General features: G+C 67.0%; 21 protein-coding genes. 6 read left to right on the forward strand and 15 right to left on the reverse strand.

The features are described 5' to 3' along the window. Positions 1–21: 21 nt before the first annotated feature. From J2X70_RS08565 to J2X70_RS08585, 5 genes are read right to left on the reverse strand one after another with little or no spacing between them, the layout of a single operon-like run. A complete protein-coding gene (locus J2X70_RS08565; protein WP_032975950.1) occupies positions 22–501 on the reverse strand; it encodes a hypothetical protein in 480 nt (159 codons plus the stop codon). Positions 502–547: 46 nt separating this feature from the next. Then, a complete protein-coding gene (gene minE, locus J2X70_RS08570) occupies positions 548–808 on the reverse strand; it encodes a cell division topological specificity factor MinE (protein WP_005408532.1) in 261 nt (86 codons plus the stop codon). Positions 809–810: 2 nt separating this feature from the next. After that, positions 811–1,620, reverse strand: a complete 810-nt coding sequence (minD, locus tag J2X70_RS08575; RefSeq protein ID WP_025873877.1) for a septum site-determining protein MinD — start codon at positions 1,618–1,620, stop codon at positions 811–813. Between the two features lie 36 nt (positions 1,621–1,656). Then, a complete protein-coding gene (minC, locus tag J2X70_RS08580) occupies positions 1,657–2,517 on the reverse strand; it encodes a septum site-determining protein MinC (RefSeq protein ID WP_218788924.1) in 861 nt (286 codons plus the stop codon). After that, positions 2,463–3,059 (reverse strand): GNAT family N-acetyltransferase, encoded by a 597-nt coding sequence (locus J2X70_RS08585; protein WP_025873875.1) that lies wholly within the window; start codon positions 3,057–3,059, stop codon positions 2,463–2,465. Before J2X70_RS08585 ends, minC begins: the two co-directional genes overlap by 55 nt. A gap of 150 nt (positions 3,060–3,209) precedes the next feature. Between J2X70_RS08585 and J2X70_RS08590 the strand changes: the two genes are divergently transcribed. From J2X70_RS08590 to J2X70_RS08605, 4 genes are all read left to right on the forward strand, one after another. Next, a complete protein-coding gene (locus tag J2X70_RS08590; protein WP_025873874.1) occupies positions 3,210–4,415 on the forward strand; it encodes a sensor histidine kinase in 1,206 nt (401 codons plus the stop codon). Then, on the forward strand, positions 4,415–5,056 hold the full coding sequence (locus J2X70_RS08595; protein ID WP_025873873.1) for a response regulator transcription factor: 642 nt from the start codon (positions 4,415–4,417) through the stop codon (positions 5,054–5,056). The genes J2X70_RS08590 and J2X70_RS08595 overlap by 1 nt, the downstream gene beginning before the upstream one ends. A 245-nt stretch (positions 5,057–5,301) precedes the next feature. Beyond that, complete coding sequence (locus J2X70_RS08600; RefSeq protein ID WP_032975952.1) at positions 5,302–6,375, forward strand: SRPBCC family protein; 1,074 nt, start codon at positions 5,302–5,304, stop codon at positions 6,373–6,375. A gap of 105 nt (positions 6,376–6,480) precedes the next feature. Next, the gene (locus J2X70_RS08605; protein ID WP_218788926.1) at positions 6,481–6,852 is read left to right on the forward strand and encodes a DUF423 domain-containing protein; all 372 of its coding nucleotides are present in this window, start codon (positions 6,481–6,483) and stop codon (positions 6,850–6,852) included. A 262-nt stretch (positions 6,853–7,114) separates the two neighbouring features. Here the strand turns inward: J2X70_RS08605 and J2X70_RS08610 are convergent, their stop codons facing one another. From J2X70_RS08610 to J2X70_RS08635, 6 genes are read right to left on the reverse strand one after another with little or no spacing between them, the layout of a single operon-like run. Next, a complete protein-coding gene (locus J2X70_RS08610) occupies positions 7,115–7,924 on the reverse strand; it encodes a M15 family metallopeptidase (RefSeq protein ID WP_025873870.1) in 810 nt (269 codons plus the stop codon). A 9-nt stretch (positions 7,925–7,933) separates the two neighbouring features. Beyond that, positions 7,934–8,527, reverse strand: a complete 594-nt coding sequence (locus J2X70_RS08615; protein WP_025873869.1) for a PH domain-containing protein — start codon at positions 8,525–8,527, stop codon at positions 7,934–7,936. After that, a complete protein-coding gene (locus J2X70_RS08620) occupies positions 8,524–9,813 on the reverse strand; it encodes an alpha/beta fold hydrolase (RefSeq protein ID WP_309909915.1) in 1,290 nt (429 codons plus the stop codon). The genes J2X70_RS08615 and J2X70_RS08620 overlap by 4 nt, the downstream gene beginning before the upstream one ends. A gap of 2 nt (positions 9,814–9,815) precedes the next feature. Further along, a complete protein-coding gene (locus tag J2X70_RS08625) occupies positions 9,816–9,995 on the reverse strand; it encodes a DUF4177 domain-containing protein (protein ID WP_025873867.1) in 180 nt (59 codons plus the stop codon). Next, positions 9,992–10,171 (reverse strand): hypothetical protein, encoded by a 180-nt coding sequence (locus J2X70_RS08630; protein ID WP_005412615.1) that lies wholly within the window; start codon positions 10,169–10,171, stop codon positions 9,992–9,994. The genes J2X70_RS08625 and J2X70_RS08630 overlap by 4 nt, the downstream gene beginning before the upstream one ends. A 45-nt stretch (positions 10,172–10,216) precedes the next feature. Beyond that, entirely contained in the window at positions 10,217–11,098 is an 882-nt protein-coding gene (locus J2X70_RS08635; protein ID WP_025873866.1) for an SPFH domain-containing protein, read from the reverse strand. Positions 11,099–11,243: 145 nt separating this feature from the next. Between J2X70_RS08635 and purT the strand changes: the two genes are divergently transcribed. Continuing rightward, positions 11,244–12,431, forward strand: coding sequence for a formate-dependent phosphoribosylglycinamide formyltransferase (gene purT, locus J2X70_RS08640; RefSeq protein WP_309909918.1), 1,188 nt, complete (start codon positions 11,244–11,246; stop codon positions 12,429–12,431). Positions 12,432–12,520: 89 nt separating this feature from the next. On the opposite strand, the gene J2X70_RS08645 is transcribed toward purT, so the two are convergent. After that, complete coding sequence (locus J2X70_RS08645) at positions 12,521–13,726, reverse strand: endonuclease/exonuclease/phosphatase family protein (RefSeq protein ID WP_105163634.1); 1,206 nt, start codon at positions 13,724–13,726, stop codon at positions 12,521–12,523. A 38-nt stretch (positions 13,727–13,764) separates the two neighbouring features. Continuing rightward, the gene (locus J2X70_RS08650; RefSeq protein WP_032975961.1) at positions 13,765–14,520 is read right to left on the reverse strand and encodes an arginyltransferase; all 756 of its coding nucleotides are present in this window, start codon (positions 14,518–14,520) and stop codon (positions 13,765–13,767) included. Between the two features lie 156 nt (positions 14,521–14,676). Between J2X70_RS08650 and J2X70_RS08655 the strand changes: the two genes are divergently transcribed. After that, positions 14,677–15,240 carry an EF-hand domain-containing protein gene (locus J2X70_RS08655; RefSeq protein ID WP_080149418.1) on the forward strand — a complete coding sequence of 188 codons (564 nt, stop codon included), beginning with the start codon at positions 14,677–14,679 and terminating at the stop codon, positions 15,238–15,240. Positions 15,241–15,291: 51 nt separating this feature from the next. Here the strand turns inward: J2X70_RS08655 and J2X70_RS08660 are convergent, their stop codons facing one another. Together J2X70_RS08660 and J2X70_RS08665 are read right to left on the reverse strand one after the other, a co-directional pair. Beyond that, complete coding sequence (locus tag J2X70_RS08660; protein WP_170919603.1) at positions 15,292–16,503, reverse strand: RNA polymerase sigma factor; 1,212 nt, start codon at positions 16,501–16,503, stop codon at positions 15,292–15,294. 154 nt (positions 16,504–16,657) lie between these two features. Next, a complete protein-coding gene (locus J2X70_RS08665; RefSeq protein WP_032975965.1) occupies positions 16,658–17,167 on the reverse strand; it encodes a pathogenicity-like protein in 510 nt (169 codons plus the stop codon). Positions 17,168–17,170: the final 3 nt, after the last annotated feature.

Below are 17,170 nucleotides of genomic sequence, written 5' to 3' on the forward strand. Positions count from 1 at the left end.
TGGCCCGGCGCTACCGATGCGTTACGCCACCGGCAAGCCGCGTTCGATCAGCCAGGCCTTTGCGTCTTCGGCGTCCTGTTCAAACCACGCCTTCGTCGACCCCAACCGATACGTATACCCCCACGCATCCATGTCGGCCATCAGCCGCTCACTGCCGACACCGGGCAGGTGCCCTGCCAGCACGATCTGCAGGTAGCAGGTGGCATCTTCTTCGGGCACCGAATCGGTGGCGTCGGTATGCACCTGCGCGCGCCGCTCCGGTGGCAGCACGATCAGGTGGCAGGCTTCGTGCAGCATCGAATGCACCGGCGTGTCATCGCGCACGTAGACGTCGCTGGCGATGATGCCCGCCTCGGGCTCGCCCCAGTAACTGCCCGGGATCGGCTCGCCGGCCGCAACGTGATGCAGCCGCAGCTCATGTGCAGCGAGCAGGCGCTGGGCATCGGCGAAGGCGATGTCGCCGACGCGGGTAACGTTCGGTTCGGGCGTGGTATCAGTCATGCGGGTCAGGCTGCCCCGCCCATGCAGGCACGGGCGGGGCAGGGGGTCAGGGTTTGTCCGGGCCTTCAGGCAGCGCCACGGAGATGTCCAGCACGTCGTGCTGGCCATCCTTGACCAGGTCCACCTTCACTGCATCGACGTCGATGTTGACGTACTTCTTGATCACTTCCAGCAGCTCGCGCTGCAGCAGCGGCAGGTAGTCGGGACCGCCACGGTGGCTGCGCTCCTGCGCGATGATGATCTGCAGGCGGTTCTTGGCGGTTTCGGCGGTGGTCTTCTTCGCTTTGAGGAAATCAAACAGGCCCATGCTTACCCTCCGAACAGCTTGCTGAAGAAGCCCTTCTTCTCGACGTTGGTGAAGCGCATCGGGCGTTCTTCGCCGAGGATGCGTGCGACGGCGTCGTCATAGGCCTGGCCGGCAGCGGATTCGCCATCCAGGATGACCGGCTCGCCCTTGTTGGAGGCATTGAGCACGTCGCCCGATTCGGGGATCACGCCGATCGCCTTCAGGCCAAGGACCTCCTCGACGTCGGCGATGCTGAGCATCTCGCCGCTTTCCACGCGCACCGGGGTGTAGCGGGTCAGCAGCAGGAAGGCCGGCACGTCCTGGCCGGATTCGGCCTTGTGGGTCTTCGAATCGAGCAGGCCGATGATGCGGTCCGAGTCGCGTACCGAGGACACTTCCGGGTTCACCACCACCACGGCGCGGTCGGCGAAGTACATCGCCAGGAAGGCGCCCTTCTCGATGCCGGCCGGGGAGTCGCAGATGATGTAGTCGAAGCCGTCGGCGGCCAGGTCCTTCAGGACCTTGCCCACGCCTTCCTGGGTCAGTGCATCCTTGTCGCGCGTCTGCGAGGCAGCCAGCACGAACAGGTTGTCGAAGCGCTTGTCCTTGATCAGGGCCTGCTTGAGGGTGGCTTCGCCGTGCACGACATTCACGAAGTCGTACACCACGCGGCGTTCGCAGCCCATGATCAGGTCGAGGTTGCGCAGGCCGACGTCGAAGTCGATCACCGCCACCTTCTTGCCACGCCTTGCCAGGCCGCAGGCCAGGCTTGCGCTGGAAGTGGTCTTGCCGACGCCGCCCTTGCCGGAGGTGACTACGATGATTTCAGCCAAAGGACTTCTCCTGATGATTCTGTTTGAGGTGCTGCATCAGTCCAGCGCAGCGATCTTGATCTGGTCCTGTTCCAGCCACACCTGCACGGCCTTGCCGCGCAGGGTTTCCGGTACATCGTCCAGTACCTTGTAGTGGCCTGCAATGGCGACCAGTTCCGCATGGAAATCACGGCAGAAAATGCGTGCCGCGGTGTTGCCTTGGGCCCCCGCCAGCGCACGGCCGCGCAGGGTTCCGTAGATATGGATGCTGCCATCGGCGATGACCTCGGCGCCGGCGCCGACGGTGGCCATCACGGTCAGGTCGCAGTTTTCTGCATACAGCTGCTGCCCCGAACGCACGTTGCCCAGCTGCATGCGGCCCGGCTGTGGCGCGGCGGCATCGGCAGCCTTGCCCATCGGCGTGGCCGGCGCCGGAGCCGGCGCGGCCTTCGCTTCGGCGCGTGCGGCACGGCGCGGTTCCGGTGCGGCTGCCGGCGGCGGGGCAGGTTCTGCCTCGCCGCGCTCGTACTGGGCGCGGAACTTGGCCAGCAGCGGCAGGCCGAGCTGCTGCGAGAGCAGGTCGACCGCACTGGTGCCATAGGCCAATGCCACCGGCAGTACGCCGGCACCGCGCAGGCCATCGACCAGCGCCTGCGCCGTTGCCACGTCGGGCACCTGGCTGAGGCCGCCGAAGTCCAGGATCACCGCTGCACGGCCGAACAGCTTCGGTGCACGGCTTACCCGTTCCTGCATTTCCTGCACGAGGCGTTCAACATCAAGGGTGCGGATGCGCAGGTTGGCGATGCCCACCTGGCCGATCTTCAGTTCACCGGCCTGTTCGTAATCGAAATTCACTGCCACGCTCAGGTCCCCGTCGACCGCTGTGCCTGCGCCGGCAGCTGCCGGTCGCGCGCCCATGCAACATCAGGCAGCTTGCCGCCATAGGTTTCATTCACCCACGGGAAGCTGCACAGTTCCTTGGCCAGCATGCTGGCGCGCACGTCCACCTGCGGCATGGTGTTCTGGCCCAGCTCGCGGAAGCCGAAGCTGCCGTGGAACAGCAGGGCGGCATCGGCGCCGTGGTCCAGGAACACTTCACAGGTCATCTGCGGGTAGCGCAGCTCGGCGAAGCTCTGGGCGTCGGCATAGAACGCACGGCCGACGCCACCACCGCGACGGCGGCTGGCGACCACGATGCGGTCGATATAGAAGAAGGGGGTGTCCAGGTGTTGCTTGAACCAGGCGAAATTGCTGCTGTCGTGCTGGCTGTCGCTGCCGAAGCCGATCAGGAAGCCGGCCAGGTTGCCGTCGCGCTCGGCGACGCGGAAATATTCAGCGGTTGCATAGAACAGGCGCAGGCGCTCGGCATCCAGGGGAAGGATGGCCAGGCCAGCATTGTTGTTCAAAGCCAGGACGGAATCGAGCTCGTGCTCGCGCACGTCGCGGATGACAATCGACATTGTGACTCCGTGGGGTAACGCGGTTGGTCCCATGTACGGACCCTGCGCATGATTATTGCATGCCCGGGGTGGGCTGCGGCATGAACAGGGGACCGCACCGAACATGACTTTATGCCCTTGGGCCCTGACGCGCACAGGCTACGATGGGCCATGCTGGCCCGACTCAACCACAATGCGATGCTGCGCTACTCCGGGTTGTTCACCTGGGGCACCGTCGGCCTTTGGCTTGCGATCTACCTGATCGATCCGGTGTCGCTGACACTGGAAAGCCTGGACGGCGAGGCCGGCTTCCGGATCATTCCCTGGGCCTCGGCCTACCTGGCCTTCGGCTTCGTGTACTGGGTGCTGACGCGCTCGCTGGGCGAAAGCCGGCCCGGCTTCTTCGACCATGCCGCGCTGATCCTGCTGACGGCCTGCGCGATCGGCGTGAGCTATTTCTCCGGCACCGCACTGGGCAGCATCCTGCTGATGGTGGTGGCCGGCCTGCTGCCCTGGCTGCTGGGCCCGCGCATCGGGGTGGTGTGGCTGGTGGCCAGCAACCTGGCCGTGCTGCCGGTCTACATCCAGCCGCTGGGCTTCCCGCCGGTCATCGCCGTGCTGCAGGCCGTCGGCTACATGGGTTTTTCCAGCTTCGTGTTCGTGATCGCGCTGGTTGCGCGCCGCCAGGCCGAGGCGCGTGAGGAGCAGCGCCGCCTGAACGCCGAGCTGCGCGCCACGCGTGCGCTGCTGGCCGAAAGCGCGCGGGTGAACGAGCGCACCCGCATTTCGCGCGAACTGCATGATCTGCTGGGCCACCAGCTGACCGCGTTGACCCTGAATCTGGAAGTGGCCGGCCACCTCGCCGAAGGGCAGGCGCTGGAGCACGTGAAGCGCTCACATGCCCTGGCCAAGCTGCTGCTGGGCAACGTGCGCGAGGTGGTCAGCCAGCTGCGCGAGACCGGCGCCATCGACCTGGCCGCTGCGCTGCGTCCGCTGACCGAGCACGTGCCGTCGCTGGACATCCAGCTGGAGATCGAGGAGCCGCTGAACGTGGAAGACCCGCAGCGGGCCCACGTGCTGCTGCGCTGCACCCAGGAGATCATCACCAACACGGTGCGCCATGCCGGCGCCCGCCACCTGTGGCTGCGGGTGTACCGTGAGGTCCCGGACCAGGTCGTGGTGGAAGCCCGCGACGACGGTGTCGGGGCGGAAACGGTCAATGTGGGCAATGGTTTGCGCGGCATGCGCGAACGCCTGCAACAATGTGGAGGCCAGCTGCAGGTGGAAACCCGCCCCGGCGAAGGCTTCCGGCTGCGGGCGACGGTACCGGCAACGGTGCTGGCGGCCCTTACCCAGGTTCCTGAAGGAGTGCGTTGATGATTCGCGTCTGCCTGGTCGACGACCAAACCCTGGTGCGGCAGGGGATCCGCTCGCTGCTGGCGCTCGACGACGGCATCGAAGTGGTGGCCGAGGCCGCCGATGGCCGCCAGGCGGTCGAGCTGATCCCGCAGATCCGCCCGGACGTGGTCCTGATGGACATGCGCATGCCGGTGATGTCCGGGCTGGAGGCGCTGCAGGTGCTGTCACGGCAGGAACAGCTGCCGCCGACCATCATCCTGACCACCTTCGACGATGACCAGCTGGTGCTGGCCGGGCTCAAGGCCGGTGCCAAGGGCTACCTGCTCAAGGACGTGACCCTGGCGCAGCTGGTCGGGGCGATCCGCACGGTGGCCGATGGCGGTTCACTGGTGCAGCCGGCGGTGACCCAGCGGCTGCTGTCCGGGCTGGAGCACATGCGCAACGACTTCGTCAGCCTGGACCGGCCCGACCCGCTGACCGACCGTGAGACCGAGATCCTGCGGCTGATGGCCAGCGGTTTCTCCAACAAGGAGATCGCCAATTCGCTGGGGGTCGCCGAGGGCACGATCAAGAACCATGTGTCCAACATCCTTTCCAAACTGGGCGTACGGGACCGTACGCGTGCAGTCCTGAAAGCGTTTGAACTCCAGTTGGTGTGAGGAAAATCCTTTAGCGACAAAGACTTGGCGCGCAGTCTGGGCCCGGATTCAGGGTTGCCCCCCACTTGCCCCCTACATGCCGAGTACGCGGATGCGTTACCCTTCGAATTCTTTGTGCATACAAATGCGCAGCCGGCACGGAAACCGGTGCGCCAATCCCGATAACCAATGCCCGCGAAGCCTGCTAGGATTGGCGCTTCGCTTCAATCAACCCGGCCGTGGGATCGGCCCCGGAGACTCTCTGAATGACCCGTATTATCGAGTTCCTGATCGCCTTGGGGATCGTGGCTGGCCTGTTCGTCATCATTGGCGTCTGTCTGCCGGGCGAGCGTCACATCACCGAAAGCATCGAGACCAACCGCAAGATGACGATCGTGTACGACACGGTCAGCAGTCTGCGCCGCTTCAAGGACTGGAACCCGCTGGTACTGCGCGATCCCGCCGTTGAACTGAAGCTGTCCGGCCCGGCCTCCGGCGTCGGTGCCACTCTCGACTACACCTCCAAGGACCTGGGCACCGGTTCCTGGAAGGTGACCGAAGCCGAAGAGAACAAGCGTGTTGTTATCGCCATCGACGACGCCTCCAAGGGTCACGACAAGGTCAGCACCTTCACCCTGGAGCCGACCGGCAAGGGCGGTCGCAACGTCAAGATCACCCAGGACTACTCGGTGAAGTATGGCTTTGACCTGTTCGGTCGCTACGCAGGCCTGTATGTCAGCCGCCAGATCGGCGATGACATCAAGATGGGTCTGTCGCGCCTGGCGAACATGCTGGCCACCGTGCCGAATGTCGACTACCGCACTTCCGAAGCTCCGCTGACCGATCTGGGCATCGTCGATGTCCCGGCCGAAGACCTGCTGGTCGTCACCGCCGGTAATGTCGACCGTGGCCAGGATTCCATCACCAAGTCCATCAAGGACAACCAGGAGTGGATCAAGCGCGTGATCGAGGCCAATGGCCTGGAAGCCGCCGGTCCGCTGCGTATCATCACCACCGATTTCGGTGCTGAGAAGTACGCCTTCGACATTGCCCAGCCGGTGAAGAAGAAGGGTGCTGAAGGCGTGCCGGCCGAACAGCTGACCGTCAAGATCGACGGTGGCGCTCCGGTCAAGTACGTCCGCGTTGCTCCGCACCGTTCGGCGCATGCGGCCTACACCGGTCACATGGCAGGCCTGGACGTTGCCCGCAGCGCCCTGCGCGCCTGGGCCGTGACCTCGGGCAACGAAGTCATCGACCGTCCGTACGAAACCTGGAAGGACGGCGTGGACAAGTCGTTCACCCCGGAAGCGACGTACGACATCTACTGGGCCGTCAAGTAAGCCTCGGCTGACCCATGTAATGCTGGACACGAAAACGCGCCGCTTCCTGCGGCGCGTTTTTTTTTCATCCCGAGCCCGGTGTCGGGCATTGCGCAAGGAGCTGTCATGTTCAATTCCGAACGACGCGCGCGTAAACCGTCGTTGCTGGCCTGCCTGGGGGCGCTGCTGGCAGCGGCCTCGATCGGTCTCTCGGCCTATGCCGCGCATGGCGTGTCCGATCCGCTGGCGCAGCAGCACCTGAACATGGCGGCGTCGTACGCCTTTGCCCACGGAGCGGTACTGGCCGCCCTCGGCCCGCGCGCGCAGGGCGCGATCGCGCATCTGGCGTTGTACGTGTTGCTGCTGGGCGTGCTGCTGTTCTCCGGCAGCCTGGTGGGCGGTGCGCTGTGGCAGTGGCCGACCCGGCTGGCGCCAGTAGGTGGCACCACGCTGATGGCCGGGTGGGTACTGCTGGCGATCAACGCGCTGCGGCGCTAGCCGCAACGCCCAAGCACTGGTAGCGCCGGGCCACGCCCGAGGTCGAGCGCAGCGACACGCGTCTGCCTTTGCTTTTTTGTTTGTTCAATTCCGTGGCGGACGCACGCGGAAACTGTCCGTGGCCGGGAGGATGGGCGGCGCAGGGGCGTAAGCGCCATGGATGGCGCGCCCGAGCTTACATGGGCGTACTTGCAGCGGCCCCCGCGCCGCCCACCCTCCCGGCCAGCCCGAGGACCACAGTCGAGCAGCCGCCACGAAGGGCTCAGCCGTTGGCCGGTTTCCAGCACCAGTGCCACGGTTCGTAGACGATCCCATGCGGGTTGTCGCGCGGATAGCTCAGATGGAACCCGTGCGCCGCGGCATTGGCCTGCAGCCACGCAAACGCAGCCGTCGCCTCGAAGGTCTCCTCTGCCGGCGCATCCCCCGGTGTGCCGATGTCCAGCGCGTGACCACTGTGGTGTTCGCTGAAACCAGGGGCGGCATTGACCTTCAGGATCTGCGGCACGCTCTGCCCGCGCGCCAGCTTGCGTTCGAAAATGCCGAGCTGATACGCATGGCTGCGGAAGCCGGAGATCGCGTCCAGTGCAATTCCATCCCGGGCGGCATGCAGGCGCATCCGTCGCCAGCCCTGCGCGGCACCGCGGCGCAGCCACAACGGGCGGGCAAAGCGATCACGTCCGGCCCAGTGCAGCACGCACGGCTCGGCTTCCAGTGCCAGCCCGCTGTCGTGCGCATAGCGCTGTGCATCCAGGCCCAGCTGCTGCAGGCGCTGTTGCAGGCCAACCAGCGGCAGCCACTGGTCTTCCAGTGCAGCGCCGAACGGTCGTGACCGTGCGCCATCCAGCAGGGCCAGCGCGTCCTCCACGCCGGGCTCGCGTGGCAGGCGCGGCACCAGCGAGTGCACACCGTGCGCCAGTACTGCCGCCAGGTAGCGGCCATCGCGCTTGCGCCGCAGTACCCATTGCGCGCGGGCCAGCAGGCGGGCGTCGAGATTGCTGCGCGCGCGCAGCAGCGGCGCAGGCCACAGTTCGACGGTCTCGGTATTGATCAACAGCGGAGTGCTACGGTGCATCAATCCAGCTTACTGCCGTGGCGCCGTGGCGGCCACCTTGCGCAGCGCCTCCAGCAGGGCCTGCGGGCGCTCCAGGCTGAGCAGCAGGGTGCTGCCGCCGCGCACCGGAATCACCAGCGTGCGTGCGCGGTCGGTGACCAGGGCAAAGCCCTTGCCGCCGCCCTGCAGGCGGAAGTGCCCGGAATAGAAGCCGGGCATGCTGTAGCCGTTGGTCTTGAAACGGATGCCATAGCGGCGATCACGGCTCAGGTCGACCACCTCGGCCTGGTCCAGCAGCAGGTCGGCCACCGGCGTGCGGCGACGGTACAAGGTTGAACGCACGTCCAGCACGTTGCCTGCCAGCTCCACCCGGCGACGGAAGAACGCCCAGCCCAGGCCGATGCCCATCAGCACGATCACCGCCAGGCTCCATGCCGCGCTGCCGCCCATCAGGAAGAACGGCGGCGACAGGGTGACCTCCATCCAGGGAGCCTCGCTGCGATTGTCGTGCAGCTGTGCCCACATGCCCACGCCCAGTACCGCCAGCAGTGGCAGCAGCACCCACAGCACCCGCAGCGAAGAACTCTCGGCAACCTCGAACGGGCGTGCATCACTGCCGCTCATCGCTGCGCCTCCACCCAACGCGCAACGTCATCGATCAGCTGCCCATCCACGTGGCCCGGCTGCGCGTATTCCTTCAATGAACTGGGGCCACTGCCGGCGATGCCGATGTGGTTGAGGGCAGGGTAGGCCTTCCATTGCACGTCCCGGCGATCGGCCAGGGCTTTTTTCCACAGTGCCCAATCCGTTTCCGGTACCTGGAAGTCGCGGCCCCCGTGCAGCATCAGCAGTGGTTTTTTCAGCGCAACCGCGTCGCCGCGTGCGTTCACCGCTTCGATGCCTTTCCAGAACGTCTGCGGCACGCCCAGTGGCAGTTCGCTGGCTGGCACAAGAGTTTCGCTGCGGGCCGCGGCGATCTGCGCGTCGAGCTTGTCCAGGAACGCCTGTTCGGGGGCACTGATCGAGCCGTCCAGCGACAGCAGGTAGCGGTTCTGCTCCGGCAGCAGTTCAAGCAATGTGCGCGCCGGCGCGGCCCACAGGATCGCGCCGCGCGCCTGTGGCCAGCGGCTGGCGATGCGCGGGGCGAGCATGCCGCCCTGGCTGTGGCCGAGCACGAAGATCCGCTTGCCGTCGATGCGTGGGTCCGCCGCCAACGCGCTCAACGCTGCGATGGCATCGTCGGTGGTCTCGTCATCAACGTTGAAGCTGCCGCTCTGGAAGTCCTGGGGGCGGGCATGGGTGCGCTTGTCGTAGCGCAGCACGGCGATGCCCTGGGCGGCCAAGCCGCGGGCGATGTCCAGGAACGGGCGGTTGCCACCGATGGTTTCGTCGCGATCCTGTGGGCCGGAGCCGTGCACCAGCACTACGGCCGGGAACGGTCCTTTGCCCTTGGGCAGGGACAAGGTGCCGGGCAGCGCACCGCGTGCCTGTGGCACGCTGAAATCGGCTTCGCTGTAGTTCGCGTCGGCCGGCGGTGGCGCTGCCTTGGCGGCCGGGGCCGGGCGCAGCAGCAGGCCCGCTACTTTGTCCTGCCCGTTCACCGCCACCTGCGCGATCACCGCGCCACTGGCGAACTGCAACGGTACTTCCACCAGGTGCAGGCCCTGCTGCTCACTGCTGTGCGCCGGGCCGCGCTGCTTCAGTTCACCCAGCGACTGCCACAGGCCCTGCAGCTTGTCGGCAGGCACGGCCGCGGCCATCTGCGGGGTCAGCATGGCTTCGGCATCGGCGGTGCGCCCTGCCTGCAGGTGATCGAGCAGGCGTGCTGCGACCTGCTGCGGTTCGCCAGCGGATGCACTGGCGGTCAACAGGGCAAGGGAAACAGCAAGCAACGAGCGGCGTGCGCTCATGGTCACAGCTCCTTCTTGAAGACCAGCAAGGCCGGGCGCATTGGCGCCGGGACGATGATGTTGACCAGTTCCCAGCCCAGCTGGCCCTGGCGGCTGAGCTCGGCCTGGATGTCATCGGCCTTCTGCAGGCCCATCATGGATGTCTTGACCTCGACGGTCAGGTAGCTCCAGCGCTTGCTCATTCCTTGTCCTCCGGCGATGGCTTGGGTTTCGGCAGGCGGCCTGCCTTGCGCAGTGCGTCGCGCAGCACGTATTCGATCTGTGCGTTGAGGCTGCGCAGTTCATCGTCCGCCCAGCGCTGTGCGGCCGCCAGGACCTCGGCGTTGATGCGCAGCGGATAGGCTTTTTTCTCGCTCATGCAGACTCCTGGCGGGGCGGTGGGGCGCCCCGTTGCGAGGGTGGCTCAGTACAGCGAGCCGGTGTTGACGACCGGCTGCGTGCCGCGGTCCGAGCACAGCACGGTCAACAGGTTGCTGACCATGTGCGCCTTGCGCTCCTCGTCCAGCTGCACCACGCCGTTTTTCTGCAGCTCGGCCAGCGCCATCTCGACCATGCCGACCGCACCGGCGACGATGCGCGTGCGTGCGGCGATGACCGCATTGGCCTGCTGCCGCTGCAGCATCGCCTGGGCGATTTCAGCGGCGTAGGCGAGGTGGCTGATGCGCGCATCGATCACCTGCACGCCGGCATCGGCCAGGCGCTCGGCCAGTTCGTTCTTCAGGTGCTGGGAGATCTCGCTGGCATGGCTGCGCAGCGCCAGCTGGCCGTCCTCGTGCTGGTCATAGGGGTAGCTGGTGGCCATCGCGCGCAGCGCCGATTCGGACTGGATGTGCACGAAGCTCTCGTAGTCGTCCACGTTGTAAACCGCTTCGGAGGCATCGACCACCTGCCAGACGATCACCGCAGCGATCTCGATCGGGCTGCCGTCCAGCTCGTTGACCTTCAGCTTGCCGCTCTCGAAATTGCGCACGCGCTGGCTCACGCGGCGCTTGCTGAAGAAGGGATTGTTCCAGCGCAGGCCGTTGTCCTTGACGGTGCCGACGTACTTGCCGAACAGGCTGACCACCGCCGCCTGGTTGGGCTGCACGGTGTACAGGCCGGCCAGCGCGACCAGCGCCAGCGCAGCGATCAGCAGGCCGGCCAGGATCAGCAGCACGTTGGGCGAGCCGGTGCTGGCCTTCGCCGCGACCCCGGCCACGAACAGGGCGCCGCCGGCGAGGGCTACGACCAGGGACCCGGCGAGCGCGCCCAGGCCGTTGAGGGAGGACAGCGACTTCTCTTTCATGGCGGTACGTCCTTGAGGGTTCGAATTTAAGATATCAAAGTGATATCACATTAGGGCTACCGTTCGTCGGCTGGGCGTGCCCAGGCACTGCGGCTGGACCGGCTAGAATGCCCACCCGCCTTCACATCGCTGCTGGAACCCCGCCATGGTCAAGCTTGGAACCCCGTTGTCCCCCTCCGCCACCCGTGTGCTGCTGCTGGGCTCGGGCGAACTTGGCAAGGAAGTGGCCATCGAACTGCAGCGACTGGGCGTGGAAGTGATCGCTGCCGACCGTTACGCCGATGCCCCGGCCATGCAGGTGGCACACCGCTCGCACGTGATCGACATGCTGGACGCGATGGCCCTGCGCCAGTTGATCGCCCAGGAGCAGCCGCACCTGGTGGTGCCCGAGATCGAGGCGATCCATACCGAGACCCTGGTGCAGCTGGAGCAGGAGCAGGGCCTGCGGGTGATCCCGACCGCGCGTGCTGCGCGCCTGACCATGGACCGTGAGGGCATCCGCCGCCTGGCCGCCGAGACGCTGGGCCTGCCGACCTCGCCGTACCGCTTTGTCGACACCGAGGCCGAGTACCGCGCCGCCGTGGCGGCGATCGGCCTGCCGTGCGTGGTCAAGCCGGTGATGTCGTCCTCGGGCAAGGGCCAGAGCACGCTGCGCAGCGAGGCGGACATCGCCCCGGCATGGGAATACGCGCAGACCGGTGGCCGTGCCGGCGCCGGCCGCTGCATCGTCGAGGGTTTCATCGACTTCGATTACGAGATCACCCTGCTGACCGTACGCCACGCCGCCGGGACTTCGTTCTGCGCGCCGATCGGCCACCTGCAGAAGGAGGGCGACTATCGCGAAAGCTGGCAGCCGCAACCGATGTCGGACAAGGCGCTGGCGCGTGCCGAGGAGATCTCGCGCGCGATCACCGATGACCTCGGTGGCTGGGGGCTGTTCGGCGTCGAACTGTTCGTGAAGGGCGACGAGGTGTGGTTCAGCGAAGTATCGCCGCGCCCGCACGACACCGGCCTGGTGACGCTGGTCTCGCAGGAGCTGAGCGAGTTCGCGCTGCATGCGCGGGCCATCCTCGGCCTGCCGATCCCGGTGATCCGCCAGAGTGGCCCATCGGCCTCGTGCGCGCTGCTGGCGCATGGCGAAGGCGTGCCGTACTTCAACAACGTGGCCGCCGCACTGCAGGCGCCGGACACCGCCGTGCGCCTGTTCGGCAAGCCGAGCGTGCATGGCCACCGCCGCGTGGGCGTGACCCTGGCGCGCGCGGAATCCATCGACGAAGCACGCGCCATCGCGCGTGACGCCGCCGAAGCGATCGGCGTCGAGCTGCGCTCGTAAAACGGTAGCGCCGGGCCATGCCCGGCGGCTTCCCATAGGGCGCGCGACGCGGCCGGAAAAGCCGCCGGGCATGGCCCGGCGCTACCGGTTTATTTCACATCCACCCATACCAGGTGGTGGTCGCTGCCATCGGCGATCTTCGCTTCGGCACTCTCATTGGCCGGCCAGAACACGCCGCTGCCGAGGTACTCGAAACCGACCGAGGGCAGCACGTAGTCCAGGCGCATGGTGCCGGACTTCGGGCCGAAATCGCCGGTGGCATGGAACGGTGCACCCTTGCGGGTGATGCCCTTGGCCGCATAGGCCAGGCTGGTCTGCTCGGCGCCGATGCTGCGTGGGGTGGGGTAGCGCAGCACGCGGGCGTTCTCGATCAGTTCGACGATCGCCTCGTGGCGGCCATCGCCATCGACCGGATCATTGTTGAGGTCGCCAAGGATGACAAAACGCGCATCCTGGGCCAGGCCGCCGCACTGGCCCTTGTCGTCGCACAGCCACGGCTTGTCACCCTGGGACAGGTATTCCTGCCACAGGCGCAGTTCGTCATGGTTGCGCGCGGCGTTGCGCTTTTCCGGGCCATCGAACACCGGCGGCGTCGGGTGCGAGACCAGCGCGTGGACCACGCCGGCCGGGGTCTTCACCGGTACATCCCAGTGCGACTTCGACGACAGCCGCAGCTGCGACCAGACGGTGTCGTTGTAGAAGCTCTTGCCGGTGCGCGGATCGACCGGGCGGATCGCGCCGGGCATCGCACTCCACTTCAGCAGCTGGAAGCTGCGCACCTTGGCTTCGTCGATCGGGTAGCGCGACAGCACCAGCATGCCGTACTGGCCCGGGTGCAGGCCGTAGCCCCAGGCGTCGTTGCCGCGACCGCGGCCTTCGCCGCCGACCACGCCGTTGTTGTCCAGGTCCAGGCCGCTGGGCACGCCGGTGTTCACCGGCGCCAGGTAGCGGTAGGCGAAGTGCAGCGGCTTGCCGCCACCGGGCTGGGCCACTTCCAGGTAGCGCTTCTGGAACAGGTCGGCGGCACGATGGGCGTCATCGAAGTCGAACTCGTTCAGCAGCACCAGGTCAGGGCGCGCCTGCTGCAGTACCGCGGCGATCTTGCGCGCATGTTCGCTGTCGCCTTCCAGCTCGGCGATCAGGCCGCCGGCTTCGTCCGAATACAGCGAGGTGTTGTAGGTGGCCAGGCGCAGCGCTGCAGACGGTTTTTCGGTCATCGCGGGGGACGTGGCGAAGGCGGGAGCGGCGGCGCCACAGAGCAGGGCCAGGCCGAGAATCAGGGGTTTGGCGTTCATGGGCCATATTGTGCACCTGGCCCGGTGTCAGTGGTTTGTCAGCGTCCGTCCAGTTCGTCATCGAAATCATGCCAGCGGCGGCCATCGTAGGCCTCCAGCGGGCGATAGCGCCGCTTGTAGTCCATCTTCTGGTGCTCACGTATCCAGTAGCCCAGGTACAGGTGGGGCAGGCCCTCGCGGCGGGCCCACTCCAACTGCTGCAGGATCGCGAACGTGCCCAGCCCGCGCGCGGCATGGGCGGGGTCGAAGAAGGTATAGACCGCCGACAGCCCGTGCTCGGTCACATCGGTTACTGCCACGCCCAGCAGCTGGCTGGGCTGCCCGTCGTGGCCGGGCAGGCGCATTTCCATGAAGCGCGTGTGCGACCAGCTGCCGATCAGGAACTGTTCGAATTCGTGCGGGCCGTGGTCGTCCATGCCGCCCTTGGCATGACGATGCACCAGGTAGCGGTGGTACAGCTCGAACAGATCCTCGCGTGGCATGGCCGCGGTGATGCGCACTTCCAGATCGGCATTGCGGGCGGCGCAGCGGCGCTGGCTGCGATCCGGGGCGAAGCGGGCCACCGGAATGCGCACAGCGACGCAGGCGTGGCAGTTCGCACAATGCGGGCGATAGACCAGATCACCGCTGCGTCGGAAGCCCCAGCTCAGGGCCAGCGGGTACAGCCCGCCGAGGCGACGGTCCTGCGGGTCCAGCACCAGGTCGCGTGCAACCCGGTCCGGCCAGTACCCGCAGGGGTGCTCGCCGGTCTGGAACAGTCGCAGTTCGTCGTCTCTGTCGCCGTGTCTCGCCATGGGCACAGCATAGCTCCAGCCTGTCGCAATGGCGGCGACTGTCCGCCGGATGAATGGAATGGGCGGCTGCGTCAACCGGGGGCGTGGTCAGGCGTTGTTGTCCTCCGAGGGTGAGGTGTTCACCCCGATGCCAATCCCATTCCCAGGAGTGACCCCATGATCCGTACCCCCCTGCTGCTGGCCCTGCTGCTCGGCACCTCCGCGACCGGTATTGCCTTGGCTGCCGACACCCCGGCTGCACCGGCGCAGCGTCCGGCCAAGCTGGATACCAATGGCGACGGCGTCATCGACCGCAGCGAAGCGGCGGCCAACCCGCGCCTGGCCGCAAAGTTCGACGAGCTGGACAAGAACAAGGACGGCAAGCTCTCGCGTGATGAGCTGCCGCGCTGGAAGCATGGCCGCCACGGTGGTCGCGGCGGCGAGCGCTGGGCCAAGCTGGACACGAACAAGGATGGCCGCATCAGCCGTGACGAAGCCAAGGCCGATCCGCGCCTGGCCGAGCGTTTCGACCAGCTCGACCTCAACAAGGATGGCTACCTGGACAAGGCCGACCGCGAGCTGCGCATGAAGCAGCATCGTGACGCCTGGTTCGCCGCAGCCGATACCAACAAGGATGGCCAGCTGAGCAAGGCGGAGTTCGACGCCGCCAAGGGCCCGATGCACGGTGGCCCGCGCCACGGCGGCCCGCGTGACGGCGCCGCGCCGAATCCGCAGCGCTGATTTTCAATGCAGTGATCGACGACAACGCCGGCGCACTGCCGGCGTTGTCCGTTACAGGCGGCCGCTGAGCGTCATCGTGTAGGCCAGGGCACCGATGACGATCAGGTTCACCGCCATCATGCCGGTCAGGCCGTACATGGATTCGTACTTCCAGTTGATCCCGTTACGCCCACGCCGGGCTGCATCACGCGCGAGCAGCGGCGCCATGATTCGCCGCAGCGTCACCAGGCACTGGTAGTTGACCACCACCAGGCCCAGTGCCAGCACCAGCAGCTGCGCCCACATCGGCGCCTGCAGCAGCACGGTGAACAGGATGGCCAGGCACCAGCCCAGGCTGGTGCCGGTGCTGAGGTTGACGAAGCGGCGGACCTGGACCTGCTCGGCACCGGTCTCTGCGTAGGACAGCAGGAAACGCCCTCCGAGATAGCTGCCGAGCGCGCCACCGACGACGCCACCGATGATCGCGGCCCAGCTTGACGCAGGCAGCATCTGCAGCTGGCCCAGCGTGGCAGTCAACGAGCCGAGCGCGGTGCCGCCGGCAGCGCTGGCGCCACCGAGGCCGAGCTTGCTGCCCCCCACGCCGACGCCGGTTCCCAGCAGGATCGCCGCGCTGGCGGTGCCGGGCGCGGCGATCATCACCATCGACACCACCGCCGTTGCGAACGCTGCACTCGGTGCGCTGCTGCGTGCGAATTCGCCGAAGCGCTGCAGCAGGCCCTCGCGCACCTGCGCACGGGCACGTGACAGGCGCTTGCGTACCGCCGCGTCGCTCAGCCCGAGCAGGTCGGCCACCTGCTGCGAATGCTGGCCCTCGCGGTAATACAGCAGCAGGACTTCGCGGCTGTCGGCGGGCAGGGCAGAGATGATGTCTTCGGCAGCGATTTCCTCTTCCAGCCGCTGCAGGCGATCGGCCACGCCCGGGGTCGGATCCGCAGCCATGGTCAGCGCCACTTCGGCAGCCTCGCCGCTCAGCGGTCGGCCACGTTGTGCGCGCAGCCAGTCGCGGGCGAGGTTGCGGGTGATCTGCCGCAGCCAGGGCAGGAAGCTGCTCGCGCTGCGCAGCTGGTGCAGCTGCTGCCAGCCCTTCACGAACGCTTCCTGAGCGATGTCCTCGCTGGCCTGGCGGTCGCCGGTGATGGCCAGGGCGATGGCGGTGACCGTGTTCTGGCAGGCCAGCACGATGCGGCCATAGGCATGCTGGCAACCGCTGCTGGCGGCCGGCAGTTCGCGTTCCAGGGTTTCGTCGATGCTTGCGGCGAAGATCGTCATGGCGGCGGGCTCCTGCAGGGATTGTGTCCCATGACGGAGACGCGCGCCGAATGTGACCGGTTCGCGTCCCGGTAGCGCCGGGCCATGCCCGGCGGCGTTTCTGTCAGGCCGCTGCGTTCGCCGGGCATGGCCCGGCGCTACCTGCGCGTTACGTGGACGGCTGGATGCGGACCCGCACTTCCTCTTCTTCCGGCGGTGCCGGCGCGGTCGGCTGTGCTTGCTGCGGCTGTGCCTGCGGGGCGGGCACCGGCGCGGTTGGGGCAGGGGCACCGCGATGGCGCAGGCCGATCACCAGCGCCACCCCGGCGATCACCACCAGCAGGGCAATGCGGATGCGCCAGGCCCAGCCACGACCACCGGCACTTTCCTGCACATCATCGCGGAAGGCGAATTCGGCGGTCGGGTGGTCACGACGGGTGGTGTCGAGCAGGCGGGCGTCGCGCAGGATTTCGCGCGCACGCGGCTGGTCGTCGGCGCGCACGACCCACACCGCCGGGTAGGCGCCTGCATTGCCCAGGTCGGTATAGCTGAACTGACCCCGGCGACGGGTCTTGTACGAGCGTCCGTTGGTGACCTTCACCTGGATGTCGTGGCTGCGCAGGAGCTCGGCCACGCCTTCCACGGTTTCCACGCGCTGGCTGCTGAAAATCTGACGCATCGG

The organism is Stenotrophomonas sp. 1337 (assembly GCF_031455455.1).
GTDB classification, from domain to species: Bacteria; Pseudomonadota; Gammaproteobacteria; order Xanthomonadales; family Xanthomonadaceae; genus Stenotrophomonas; species Stenotrophomonas indicatrix.